This is a genomic window from Allobosea lupini, assembly GCF_900109525.1.
Lineage (GTDB): Bacteria > Pseudomonadota > Alphaproteobacteria > Rhizobiales > Beijerinckiaceae > Allobosea > Allobosea lupini.
Map to the genome: position 1 here is coordinate 200,310 of NZ_FOAN01000006.1, position 12,143 is coordinate 212,452.

Sequence of the window (12,143 nt, forward strand, 5' to 3'; positions counted from 1 at the left end):
GGGCCTCCGCTGGCTCGGGTCGCGTCAGTCGATCGCCCGCACCGCCCCCTTGGCCGCGCTGGTCGCCAGCGCCGCATAGGCTTTCAGCGCGGTCGAGACCTTGCGCTTGCGCGGCGCCACCGGCTTCCAGGCGTCCTTGCCCCTGGCCTCCATCGCGGCGCGGCGATGCGCCAGCTCCTCGTCGGAGACCTTGAGGACGATGCTGCGCCTGGGGATGTCGATTTCGATCACGTCGCCGCTCTCGACCAGGCCGATGGCGCCGCCCTCGGCCGCCTCGGGCGAGACATGGCCGATCGACAGGCCCGAGGAGCCGCCGGAGAAGCGCCCGTCGGTGACCAGCGCGCAGGCCTTTCCGAGACCCTTCGACTTCAGATAGCTCGTCGGATAGAGCATCTCCTGCATGCCCGGCCCGCCGCGTGGCCCCTCATAGCGGATCAGGACGATGTCGCCTTCCTTGACCTTGCGGTTCAGGATGCCCTCGACCGCCGCGTCCTGGCTCTCGAAGATCACCGCCGTGCCGGAGAAGGTCAGGATCGAGGCGTCGACGCCGGCCGTCTTCACGATGCAGCCGTCCAGCGCGATATTGCCGTAGAGCACGGCGAGGCCGCCATCCTGCGAATGCGCATGCGCCTTCTCGCGGATGACGCCCTTCTCGCGGTCGAGGTCGAGCTCCTCGTAGCGCCGGTCCTGGCTGAAGGCGGTCTGCGTCGGCACGCCGCCGGGCGCGGCGCTGTAGAAGGAGCGCACCGCCTCGCTCTGCGTCTGCCGGATATCCCAGCGCTCCAGCGCCTCGCCCAGCGTGGCGCTGTGGACGGTCGGCAGCGAGGTGTCGAGCAACCCGGCCCGGTCGAGTTCGCCGAGGATCGCCATGATGCCGCCGGCGCGGTGGACGTCCTCCATGTGCACGTTGGCGACGGCCGGGGCGACCTTGCACAGCACCGGCACATTGCGCGACAGCCGGTCGATATCGGCCATGGTGAAGTCGATCTGCGCCTCATGCGCCGCCGCGAGCAGATGCAGCACGGTGTTGGTCGAGCCGCCCATCGAGATGTCGAGCGTCATCGCGTTCTCGAACGCCTTGAAGCTCGCGACATTGCGCGGCAGCACGCTCTCGTCGTCCTGCTCGTAATAGCGCTTGGCGATGTCGACGATCAGGTGCCCGGCCTCGACGAAGAGGCGCTTGCGATCGGCATGGGTCGCCAGCGTCGAGCCGTTGCCGGGCAGCGCGAGGCCGAGCGCCTCGGTCAGGCAGTTCATCGAATTGGCGGTGAACATGCCCGAGCAGGAGCCGCAGGTCGGGCAGGCCGAGCGTTCGATCACCTCGACTTCGCTGTCCGAGTATTTGCTGTCGGCGGCGGCGACCATGGCGTCGACGAGGTCGACCTTCTTCAGCACGCCTTCGGCGATGTACTTGCCGGCCTCCATCGGCCCGCCCGAGACGAAGACGACGGGGATGTTCAGGCGCATCGCCGCCATCAGCATGCCGGGCGTGATCTTGTCGCAATTGGAGATGCAGACCATCCCATCGGCGCAATGGGCGTTGACCATGTATTCGACGCTGTCGGCGATCAGCTCGCGCGAGGGCAGGGAATAGAGCATGCCGTCATGGCCCATCGCGATGCCGTCATCGACCGCGATGGTGTTGAATTCCTTGGCGACGCCGCCGGCCTTCTCGATCTCGCGCGCGACGAGCTGGCCGAGATCCTTGAGGTGGACATGGCCCGGCACGAACTGGGTGAAGGAGTTCACCACCGCGATGATCGGCTTGCCGAAGTCCGAATCCTTCATGCCGGTGGCGCGCCAGAGGCCGCGGGCGCCGGCCATGTTGCGGCCATGGGTGGTGGTGGCGGATCTCAGCCTCGGCATGCTTGACCTCGTTGACGCTACGTCCGAACAGAAGGGCTCGCCCTATAGCTAGCGGGCATGCCCGGCCAGCCAAAATTGAATTATTCGATTTGGATGATCGGCACCGTCCATGCTGCGGGCGCGAGAGGGGTTGCAAGCGGAATGGAAACTCAGCCCTCATCCTGAGGAGCGATCCGAATGGATCGCGTCTCGAAGGATGCTCCAGGAGGCTCGAGTGGCAAGCTGGAGCATCCTTCGAGACAGGCGCTACGCGCCCTCCTCAGGATGAGGGCGGAGGGAGAACGGGGTGACGGCACTGCGCAATATCGATATCGACCTGCTGCGTTCCTTCGTCACCATCGCGGAACTGCGCTCCTTCACCCGCGCCGCCGCCGCGCTCGCCCGCACGCAGTCGACGATCTCGACGCAGGTGCGCAAGCTCGAGGAGATCGCCGGCCAGACCCTGCTGCAGCGCTCGCCGCAGGAGGTCCTCCTGACGCGCGCCGGCGAGGATTTCCTCGGTTACGCCCGCCGCATCGTCGCGCTGCATGACGAAGCGCTCGACGTCGTCCGGGCCCAGAGCGTATCGGGCCGCGTCCGGCTCGCGGTGATGGACGACTATGCCACCATCGTGCTGCCCGAGACGCTCGCCCGTTTCGCCCGCTCCCATCCCGAAGTCGAGCTCGAGGTCACCACCGGCTTCACCCGCGACCTGATCGGCAGCCTCGGCGAGGCCTTCGACCTCGTCTTGGCGACGCAGAAGGCGGGCGACGGCAGCGGCGAGGTGCTGCGCAGCGAACGCACCGCCTGGGCCTGGTCCGACCGGCACGACTTCCCTCCTGCAGGGCCGCTCCCTTTGGCGCTCCTGAAAGCACCGAACATGTATCGCGAATGGGCGCTCGCGGCGCTGAACGAGGCCGGCCGGCCCTGGCGCATCCTGTTCTCCTCCTCCAGCATCGGCGCGGTCGAGGCGGTCGCCGCCGCGGGCGCGGCGCTGACCGTGGTCAAGGCCGGCACGGCACGCGAAGGGCTGCGCCTGCTCGGCGAGGCCGATGGCCTGCCTCCCCTGCCCGCCTCGGAGATCGCCTTGCATCTGGCTCCGGGTCGGCCGACGCCGGCGGTGCGAGCGCTGGCAGGCTTCCTGGCCGAGGCGTTGAAGGAGCAGAGCGGATGAGCTTGCCGGCATGAGGACCATCGAGGAGCACGACGTCTTCCTCCAGCTCGGCGACCACCAGCTGTTCGCACGCAGCTGGATCCCATCCGACCCTGAAACCGGCCGACATGCGCCGATCCTGCTCCTTCACGACTCGCTCGGCTGCGTCGAGCTCTGGCGCAGCTTCCCGGAGACGCTCGCGGCCGCAACCGGGCGGCGCATCGTCGCCTATGACCGCCTCGGCTTCGGCCGTTCTGATCCGCATCCCGGCAGGCTCGGCCTCGACTTCGTCGGCGAGGAAGGGCGCAGCACCGTCCCGCAGCTTTGCGACCGGCTCGGCATCGGCGACTTCATCGCCTGCGGCCACAGCGTCGGCGGCGGCATGGCGGTGGAGACCGCGGCACAGTGGCCGGGGCGTTGCCGGGCACTCGTCACAATTGCCGCGCAAGCCTTCGTCGAGGACCGGACGCTGGAAGGTATCAGGGTGGCGCAGCGCGACCTTGAGGGCCCCGGCAACATCGCGCGGCTGGCGCGCTATCACGGCGACAAGACGCGCTGGGTGATCGACGCCTGGATAGAGACCTGGCTCTCGCCGGCCTTCGCGAGCTGGACGGTCGACCGGCCGCTGGCCGGGGTGCGCTGCCCCGTCCTCGCCGTCCATGGCGAGCTCGACGAATACGGCTCGGCCCGCCATCCGCAGCGTATCGCCGAAGGACGCGGCGAGGCGCTGATCCTGCCGGGAATCGGCCATGTCCCGCATCGCGAGGCGGAAGATGTGCTGGTTGAGGCGATCGCGGGGTTTTTGAGCCTCCTTCTCCCCTCGGGGGAGAAGGTCTCGGCAGGGGGATGAGGGCGGGAAGACCGGGCGAGGCGCTCGCCGCTTGCCCTGCATAACGGCCCTCATCCGTCACCGCTTCGCGCTGCCACCTTCTCCCCACGAGGGGAGAAGGGAGAGGTCGCGGGGACAACACCCAAATCAATCCCGCCCCTGAAACCTGTCGTACTCTTCCCCCGTCCCGTCCGACCAAGGGGGCTGTCGCGAGGCATCGTGCGGCCGGGCGGGAGAGCGGTGTCCGCTTTGGACAGCCGTCGCGGGCTGGAATGGCGGAGGGGCCTCGTCCGGGCGAAGCCAGGTCCTGCCCGACCTGAAGGCCCGGTGCGGCACCTTGAAGAGAATCGCGCGCGGGGTTCGGAGGCGGTGAGCGTCTGCCGTCTCGACACTTCGACATCGACATTCGACATGGCGGCGGAACGCTGCCGCAACCGGACCCCGCGCTCCCCTCGGGCTTGCGCTCGTCTTTCAAACCCTCGCGGCGGAAGCCGGCGGGGCCGTGGTCGTGCCGAAGAGGTCGTCCTATCGCATCATGTCCGCAAGTGCCTCGCGCATCGCAGTGCTGGGGACGTGGAACACGCCCTGATAGGGCAGGCTGAGGTCGACGATCACGAACATGATGCTGGAGACGGAGAGCACCCCGATCGCCAGCACGATGGCGCTGAGAGCGCGCCGCGGGATCTGCAGGCCGAAGCTCAGGAAGACCAGACTGAGCCAGAAGCTCAATATGCCGATGAAGAAGTCGCCGGATGGGGCGATCGCATCCTCGATGACGTTCCATCTGGCGGACGAAACCTGCGCAAAGGCTGCACGGCAGCGCGTCGCGGTGTTCTCGAGGCCCGTGGTCGGAAGCGCATCCACCTCTGCCCCGATCTCGCTGATCAAGCGCGACAGCGTCCGGTCCTCGCCGCGAAGGGCCATGCCCGCTATGTCCGGCATGCCCGCGACCGTCGGCGCCGCCTCGTGCGGCCAGGTGCTCGCGATCACCGCAGCCGTGTACCGCCGAAGCTTCAGCCTGATCGGATCGGCGGCCTCCTTGAACAGGCGCAGGCACTGATCGAGATTGGCGAGCCGAGCCGCATAGGCAGACCGGTGACTGCTCGTCACGTCGAAGCGACTCCGCGCCGTCGACAATTGCAGGGAGAGGATCAGCGCCGCGAAGGTGACCATCAGGCCGGTCACCAGCCTGATCGAATCCATGGTCTCGCTGGTCAGGTGACGCTCGTGCAGGCGCTTGCGCAAGGCGATGCCTGCCAGCGCGCTCAGACTGAACAGCGCCAGAAATGCGAGGACCAAGAGGAGTTCCATGCGATCTCCCTGGCTCGGCCTATGGATCGGGACGCCCGGTCGATATGAGCCTCGCCTTGCCTAAGCCGTTCATTGCCTTTGCCCGGATCAGGGCCCGACGAGCTGCCCGCCATCGACGACGATGGTCTGGGCGGTGACCCAGCCGGCCTTGTCGGAAGCGAGGAAGAGCACGACCTCGGCGACCTCCTCCGGCCTGCCCATCCGGCCGAAGGGAATGCTGGTAAGGGTCGCTCGGTAGAGCTCGGGGTTGGAGGTCTTCCGGTCTTCCCACGTCCCGCCGGGGAACTCGATCGAGCCTGGCGCGACCCCGTTCACCCGGATGCCCTGCTTGGCCAGCATCTTCGCCTGGCTCGCCGTGTAGTGCATCACCGCCGCCTTGATCGCGCCATAGGGCGCCGAGCGGGAGGAGGCCCGCAGCGCCGAGATCGAGGAGATGTTCACGATCGACGAGCCTGGCTTCATGTGCGGGACCGCCGCATGGCTGCCGCGGACGATCGCCATCATGTCGACGTTGAGCGAGGCGGCCCAGCCCTCCTCGTCATCCGTATGGCCGAAGCCGGAGGCGTTGTTGACGAGCACATCCAGGCCTCCGAGCGCGGCTACTGCCTGCGGCACATAGGCCTCGATCGCCTTGGCGTCGGCAAGATCGACGTTTGAGCCATGCGCGGTCACGCCGAGCGCCGCGACCTCCCGCCGCGCCGCTTCGAGCGGCCCCGGATTGCGCGCGCAGATCGAGACCGAAGCACCCTGTGCGGCGAAGCCCAGCGCAATCGCGCGCCCGATGCCGCGGCTGCCCCCCATGACGATCACGCGCTTGCCGGCGAAGTCTTTGGCCATGCGGACGAGTCCTTGCTGATATGTCCGGCCTATATAGCTGCGGCGCGAGGCTTCGCCGCAAGGGCCGCCGCCCGCTGCCCGCGCATGGCAGGCCTCCCCTCACCCCGGCAGCCGATACGCCCTGAACATCTCGCGCAGCGCCGTCTTTTGGATCTTGCCCGTCGCGGTATGCGGGATCGCTTCGACCAGCACGACATCGTCGGGCAGCCACCATTTGGCGACCTTCCCGGTCATGAAGGCGAGCATCTCCTCGCGCCCGGGCGTCTTGCCGGGCTTGGGCACGATCACGAGGAGCGGGCGCTCGTCCCATTTCGGATGGGCGACGCCGATCACCGCGGCTTCCGCCACATCGGGATGGCCGATGGCAAGGTTTTCGAGCTCGATCGAGGAGATCCACTCGCCGCCCGACTTGATCACGTCCTTGGAGCGGTCGGTGACCTGCATGTAGCCATGGGGATCGATGGTCGCGACGTCACCGGTGTCGAAGAAGCCGTGCTCGTCGAGGATTGGCTGATCGTGCCTGTAATAGGCGCCGGCGACCGCCGGCCCGCGCACCTTCAGGCGCCCGAAGGTCTTGCCGTCCCAGGGCAGGTCGGTGCCATCATCGTCGGTCAGGCGGAACTCGACGCCGAACTGCGGGTGGCCCTGCTTGACCTTGAGGTCGTAGAGCGCATCGCCTTCGAGCCCGTCATAGACCGGCTTGATCGAGCAGAACGAGCCGATCGGGCTCATCTCGGTCATGCCCCAGGCATGGTCGACGGTGACGCCGTATGTCTTTTCGAAGGCCTCGGTCATCGCCCGTGGGCAGGCCGAACCGCCGATCACCACGCGCTTCAGCGTGTCGAGCTTGCCGCCGGTCGCTTCCAGATGCTGCAGCAGGCCGAGCCAGACCGTCGGCACCGCCGCGGTCAGCGTCACCTGCTCGCCATTGAGCAATTCCAGCAGCGAGGCCCCATCGAGCTTCATGCCAGGCATCACCAGCTTCGCCCCGGTCATCGGCGCCGAGAAGGCGAGCGACCAGCTGTTGGCGTGGAAGAGCGGCACAACCGGCAGGACGACGGTGCGCGCCGACAGGCCCATATAGTCCGGCTGGGCGCAGCCCATGGCGTGCAGCACGTTGGAGCGGTGCGAATAGAGCACGCCCTTGGGTCCGCCGGTCGTGCCGGAGGTGTAGCAGAGCCCGGCCGCGGTGTTCTCGTCGAACGTGGCCCAGGCAAAATCGTCGTCGGCCTCGGCAAGCCAGTCCTCGTAAGGAACGGCGTTCCGGAGCGAGGTCTGCGGCATATGCGCGGCATCGGTCAGGACGATGTAGCGCTCGACGGTCGGCAGCTTGTCCTGCAGGCCTTCCATCAGCGGCACGAAGGTCAGGTCGAGGAAGAGCAGCCGATCCTCGGCATGATCGATCAGCTGGGCGATCTGCTCGGGGAACAGCCGCGGATTGACGGTGTGGGTGATCGCGCCCATGCCGCTGATGCCGTACCAGAGCGCCAGATGCCGGTCGGTGTTCCAGGCGAGCGTCGCGACGCGGTCGCCGAGGCGGATGCCTTCCTGCGTCAGCCTCTTGCCGATCCTGAGCGCGCTCTGGCGGATATCGGCATAGGTTGTGCGCCGGATCGGCCCTTCGACGCTGCGGGAGACGACTTCGCGGGTGCCGTGCTGGATCGCCGCGTGATCGATGATCCGATGGATCAGCAGCGGCCAATTCTGCATCAGCCCGAGCATGCGTTTCTCCCTGTCGTCTTGCTTCGCTTTTTGGCAGCATAGCCAGCGGACGGCTCGCGGCGAAAGCCCTCGCCTCCCGCTAGGAGATGAGTTAGTTTACAAGTAAACGATCTAGGGATGAACGCCTTGTCAGTGCCGCGCCCAATCCCCGCCCCGGAACCCATCGAGCCGGACCGCGTCTGGTTCCGCTTCATGCGCCTGCATCAGCGCATGCTCGGCCAGATGACCGCGCGCATCCGCGAGCTCGGTCTCTCCATCCCGCAATTCGACCTGCTCTCGACCCTGACCGAGCGCGAGGGCATCAGCCAGAGCGAGCTCGCCGAGCGGCTCTACGTCACCAAGGGCAATGTCTCCGGACTGGTCGACCGGCTGGTGCAGGCCGGCCTCGTCGAGCGCCGCGCCATCGTCGGCGACCGGCGCTCCTATGCCATGCACCTGACACCGGAGGGCCGGCGCCTCGCCGAGGCCGGCATGACGACGCAGCGCGATTATGTCGCCCAGACGCTCGGCAAGCTCCCGCATGACGACCTCGCCGAGCTCGACCGGCTGGTCCTGGCCTGGCGCGAGCGCGCCCGCGCCATTGACGCGCCCTGATGTTCGCCGGCCTGGCTTATGCCGGCGGCGGCAATCGCTGCTATTGGCAGGGCGGCTTCTACGAGACCGTCGCGCCTGAGATCGGCCTGAAGCCGCGCCGCATCGTCGGCGCCAGCGCCGGCGCCGGGGCGATGCTCTACAATGCGCTTGGGCTGGGCCCGACCGTGCGCGCGATGCTGCGCGAGGCCTGCTCCGGCCGCACCTCCGAGATCGACTGGGCCGCCTTCCGCCGTGGCGGCCGGCTCTTCCCGGTGGCGGAGATGTATCGCGGCATGCTCGCGAGCCTGTTCACGCCGCAGCGGCTGGCGGCGCTGAAGGCCCAGGCCGATTTCCTGATCGCGATCTCGCGGCCGCCGCGCTTCTGGCCGCTTCCGGTCATCACCACGATCGGCATCGGCGCCTACCAGCTCGAGAAGCGCTTCCGCCGGCCGGTCCATCCGACGGTCGGGCGCAAGCTCGGCTTCCGACCCGATCTGATCCGCATCGCCGACTGCGCCGATCCCGAGCAACTGGTCGAAGCGCTGATGGCGAGCGCCGCCGTGCCGCCGTTCATGCCCGCCGGGAACATCGGCGCCCGCGCCGCGCTCGATGGCGGACTGGTCGACAGCGCCCCGGCCTGGGCGCTCGCCGAGATGGAGGCGGCCGGCGAACAGACGCTGGTGCTGCTGACCCGCCCCTTCGCCGAGGTGCCGCAGGTTCAGAACCGCACCTATGTCCGCCCCTCGCAGGTGATCCCGGTCAGCCAGTTCACCATCCGCAACTGGGAGGGCATCCGCTTCGCCTATGAGCTCGGGGTGAAGGACGGCGAGGCGTTTCTGAGGGCGATGGAGCGGCGGAAGGCTGGGTAGTTTCCGGTTTGGTCGTTAGGCGCTGCCGGCAGACAAGGCGCGGGGAACCCTTCTCCCGTGTGGGAGAAGGGCAGGGATGAGGGCCCGCCCTCTCAGTGGAAGGCGCAGCGGGCCGGTTGCGTTCAAATAATCATCGGCGGTCCCTCACCCCTACCCCTCTCCCATCCGGGAGAGGGGATCCCGCGTTTCATTGTCCCCATCAGCGACCTTAGGCTACGACTCGAACTCCCTACCCGCCGGACCTGCCGATGGCTTCGATCGATCTCACCGCCTCCGCCACGAGCCTGCGCGCCGATCTGCTCGCCAGACGCTTCACCGCGGCGGAGCTGCTCGAGGCGACCTTCGCCCGTATCGATGCGCTGAACCCCACGCTCAATGCCATCGTCGCGCAGGATCGCGACGCCGCGCGGGCGATGGCAGCTGAGTCGGATCGGCGCATTGCCGCGGGGAACGCCCGCCCGCTCGAAGGCCTGCCGATCACGATCAAGGACGCCTTCGACGTCGCAGGCCTGCACTCCTCCGGCGGCCTGCCCGCGTACAAGGAGCGCGTCCCGCAGGAGGATGCCGCAGCCGTCGCCCGCCTGCGCGCCGCCGGCGCGGTGATCCTCGGCAAGACGCTCGTTCCGGTCTTCTCCGGCGACTTCCAGAGCTACAACCCGGCCCATGGCATCGCCAACAACCCGTGGAATCCCGAGTATTCGCCCGGCGGCTCTTCGGGCGGGGCAGCGGTCGCGGTCGCCACGGGCATGAGCGCCTTCGAGCTCGGCTCCGATCTCGGCTCCTCGATCCGCTGGCCGGCGCAGGCCTGCGGCGTCTTCGGGCTCAAGACCAGCTGGGGCCTGGTCTCGACCTGGGGTCTGATCCCGCCGCCGCCCGAGCGGCGCACCTTGCGCAATGCCGACCTCGTCGTCGCCGGCCCGATCGCCCGCGCCACCGAAGACCTCGACCTGATCCTGCCGGTGCTGACCGGCCCGCGCGACCCGAATATAGCGGGAGCGCCGCTGCCCGCCCCGCGCAGGACGGAGGCGAAGGGCCTGCGGGTCGCAATCTGGGCGCAGGAGCCGTTCGCTCCGGTGACCAAGGAGGTCTCGGACACCGTGCGCGAAGCCGGCCGGCGCCTCACTGAGGCCGGCGCCATCGTCGACGAGGCCGCCCGCCCCGGCTTCCGCTTCAGCGAGGCCTATGAGGTCTATGCGCTCCTGAATCACGCCGTCATCGCCTATGGCCTGCCGCCGAAGGTCCGCGCCCGCATCCAGGCGCAAGCGGCGAAGTTCGCGCCCGGCGACCTCTCGCATCAGGCGCTGCAGGCGCGCGGCGCAAGGATGACGCCCGGCCTCTATCAGCAGCTCCATCAGCGCCGCCTCGCTTTGAAGCGGCAATGGGCTCGCTTCTTCCAGAACTGGGACGTGCTGCTCTGCCCGCCCGCCCCGGTCGCAAGCCAGAAGCACGACCACCTGCCCGATTTCCACGCCCGCCGGCTCGACATCGACGGGGTGGAGCGGCCCTATCTCGACTTCCTGTGCTGGGCGAGCCTCGCCACTGGCTCTGACCTGCCTTCGCTGAGCGCCCCGGTCGGGCTGTCGCGGGCAGGTCTGCCGACCGGCGTGCAGATCATCGCCCCCTTCGGCGAGGACCGGACCGCAATCGCGGTCGGGGCGATGCTGGAGAAAACCGGCGCTGGCTACTGGGCACCGACAGAGCAATAGCCGCCCGATCAGAGCGGCATCCGGAACGTGAACCGGGTCTCGCCCGCATCGGAGACAACCTCGAGCGTCCCGCCATGGGCTTTCGCGATTTCCGAGCAGATAGACAGCCCGAGGCCGAGCCCCTGCTGGCTCGGCTTGGCTGAGGCGCGGACGAATGGCTTGAACAGCTCTTTCCTGACCACGAGCGGGATCGGCTCGCCGGCATTGGCGACCGACAGCTCAAAATAATCGCGCGCCCTGTGGGCTCGCACGGTGACGGGGCGATCCTCGGCCCCATGCGTCAGACCATTGGCGACCAGGTTCGACAGCATCTGCGCGATCCGGGCGCCGTCGCAATCGATCGGCCCCGACAGATCGAATTCGCTCAGCACCTCACGATCGGGATGCGCGGACCGTAATTCGCCGACGACCTGCTCGAGCATGGCCTTTAGCTCGGGCTCGTCGCCGCGATCGAGCTGAATGCCGCCACCAAGCCGTCCCCGTGCGAAATCGAGGACGTCGTCGATCAGGCCGGACATCCGCATGAGGCTGTGCCGCATCATGCCAGTCAGCTTCCGGATTTTTGCGATGTCCTCGGTGCGATCGAGCAGGTTCAGCCCGGCGGCGACCGAGGCCACGGGGTTGCGCAGGTCATGACCGAGCACGGCGATGAACTGCTCGCGGATTTCGCTGTTCTGGACCTCGCTGGCAAGGCTCGCCTGGCTCGCCGCCAGTTGCTGGTGCGCATCGAGATGGAAGGCGATCAACTCGGCGAAGAGCTTGAACATGCCCAGCGTCGCCGGATTGTTGAGCGAGCGGGGTCTGGGATCGATTGCGCACAGCGTGCCGAAGAACCGGCCATCCGGCAGGATGATCGGGATCGAGATATAGCTCTGCAGGCCGTACATCTGCGGCGTGTGGTGCGTGCGATAGATCGGGTCTTCCGCGACATTGTCGATGACGACGACCGCACGATGCTCCCGGATTTCGTGGCAGATCGTCGTTTCGATCTTGAGTTCTCCGCCGGGCTGGAGCCCGAACCCGATCTCGTCGCGGACACCGCACGCGACCCAGCGATCCTCGGAGACGCGCGCAACGGCGGCAAAGCCCATTCCGGTCGTCCGGCAGACGACGTCGAGTATGGTCGGCACCGCCGCGATCGATGCGATGGCCGCGACGTCTTTGGAGAAATCCTGCGGCATCGAACTCATTCAAACAGCAATCGGCCCACGGGCGATCCTAAGTCTATGTCAAAAGACAAGGCCTCAGTCCAACTCGCCTGCTTTTACGATACGCATGTTGGCGCGACGGCTCCAGCT

The 12,143-nt window shown here is 67.8% G+C and carries 10 protein-coding genes; 5 read left to right on the forward strand and 5 right to left on the reverse strand.

The genetic code is table 11. The annotated features are described in order from the left end of the window. Positions 1–24: 24 nt before the first annotated feature. Entirely contained in the window at positions 25–1,866 is a 1,842-nt protein-coding gene (gene ilvD, locus BMZ21_RS18815) for a dihydroxy-acid dehydratase (protein WP_091837601.1), read from the reverse strand. 286 nt (positions 1,867–2,152) lie between these two features. Here ilvD and BMZ21_RS18820 point away from each other — a divergent pair, with 286 nt between their 5' ends. Both BMZ21_RS18820 and BMZ21_RS18825 read left to right on the forward strand, forming a co-directional pair. Next, entirely contained in the window at positions 2,153–3,019 is an 867-nt protein-coding gene (locus BMZ21_RS18820) for a LysR substrate-binding domain-containing protein (protein WP_091837602.1), read from the forward strand. Between the two features lie 10 nt (positions 3,020–3,029). Next, on the forward strand, positions 3,030–3,848 hold the full coding sequence (locus BMZ21_RS18825; RefSeq protein WP_091837603.1) for an alpha/beta fold hydrolase: 819 nt from the start codon (positions 3,030–3,032) through the stop codon (positions 3,846–3,848). A gap of 504 nt (positions 3,849–4,352) precedes the next feature. Here the strand turns inward: BMZ21_RS18825 and BMZ21_RS18830 are convergent. From BMZ21_RS18830 to BMZ21_RS18840, 3 genes are all read right to left on the reverse strand, one after another. Beyond that, entirely contained in the window at positions 4,353–5,138 is a 786-nt protein-coding gene (locus BMZ21_RS18830; RefSeq protein WP_091837605.1) for a bestrophin-like domain, read from the reverse strand. An 87-nt stretch (positions 5,139–5,225) separates the two neighbouring features. Then, entirely contained in the window at positions 5,226–5,975 is a 750-nt protein-coding gene (locus BMZ21_RS18835; protein ID WP_091837607.1) for an SDR family NAD(P)-dependent oxidoreductase, read from the reverse strand. A 99-nt stretch (positions 5,976–6,074) separates the two neighbouring features. Then, positions 6,075–7,697: a long-chain-fatty-acid--CoA ligase gene (locus BMZ21_RS18840; protein ID WP_091837609.1), complete on the reverse strand. Its 1,623-nt coding sequence runs from the start codon at positions 7,695–7,697 to the stop codon at positions 6,075–6,077. A 117-nt stretch (positions 7,698–7,814) separates the two neighbouring features. Here BMZ21_RS18840 and BMZ21_RS18845 point away from each other — a divergent pair, with 117 nt between their 5' ends. The 3 genes from BMZ21_RS18845 (at position 7,815) to BMZ21_RS18855 (ending at position 10,845) form a co-directional block, all read left to right on the forward strand. Further along, positions 7,815–8,291 (forward strand): MarR family winged helix-turn-helix transcriptional regulator, encoded by a 477-nt coding sequence (locus BMZ21_RS18845; RefSeq protein WP_091837611.1) that lies wholly within the window; start codon positions 7,815–7,817, stop codon positions 8,289–8,291. Further along, a complete protein-coding gene (locus tag BMZ21_RS18850) occupies positions 8,291–9,139 on the forward strand; it encodes a patatin-like phospholipase family protein (protein WP_091837613.1) in 849 nt (282 codons plus the stop codon). The genes BMZ21_RS18845 and BMZ21_RS18850 overlap by 1 nt, the downstream gene beginning before the upstream one ends. 248 nt (positions 9,140–9,387) lie before the next feature. After that, complete coding sequence (locus tag BMZ21_RS18855; protein WP_091837615.1) at positions 9,388–10,845, forward strand: amidase family protein; 1,458 nt, start codon at positions 9,388–9,390, stop codon at positions 10,843–10,845. 8 nt (positions 10,846–10,853) lie between these two features. On the opposite strand, the gene BMZ21_RS18860 is transcribed toward BMZ21_RS18855, so the two are convergent. Then, positions 10,854–12,035, reverse strand: a complete 1,182-nt coding sequence (locus BMZ21_RS18860) for a GAF domain-containing sensor histidine kinase (protein ID WP_342029039.1) — start codon at positions 12,033–12,035, stop codon at positions 10,854–10,856. Positions 12,036–12,143 lie beyond the last annotated feature (108 nt).

Coding starts and splice junctions, on each gene's coding strand:
- ilvD (WP_091837601.1), bottom strand. CDS start 1,866: ATGCCGAGGCTGAGATCCGCCACCACCACCCATGGCCGCAACATGGCC.
- BMZ21_RS18825 (WP_091837603.1), top strand. CDS start 3,030: ATGAGGACCATCGAGGAGCACGACGTCTTCCTCCAGCTCGGCGACCAC.
- BMZ21_RS18830 (WP_091837605.1), bottom strand. CDS start 5,138: ATGGAACTCCTCTTGGTCCTCGCATTTCTGGCGCTGTTCAGTCTGAGC.
- BMZ21_RS18835 (WP_091837607.1), bottom strand. CDS start 5,975: ATGGCCAAAGACTTCGCCGGCAAGCGCGTGATCGTCATGGGGGGCAGC.
- BMZ21_RS18840 (WP_091837609.1), bottom strand. CDS start 7,697: ATGCTCGGGCTGATGCAGAATTGGCCGCTGCTGATCCATCGGATCATC.
- BMZ21_RS18845 (WP_091837611.1), top strand. CDS start 7,815: ATGAACGCCTTGTCAGTGCCGCGCCCAATCCCCGCCCCGGAACCCATC.
- BMZ21_RS18850 (WP_091837613.1), top strand. CDS start 8,291: ATGTTCGCCGGCCTGGCTTATGCCGGCGGCGGCAATCGCTGCTATTGG.
- BMZ21_RS18855 (WP_091837615.1), top strand. CDS start 9,388: ATGGCTTCGATCGATCTCACCGCCTCCGCCACGAGCCTGCGCGCCGAT.
- BMZ21_RS18860 (WP_342029039.1), bottom strand. CDS start 12,035: ATGAGTTCGATGCCGCAGGATTTCTCCAAAGACGTCGCGGCCATCGCA.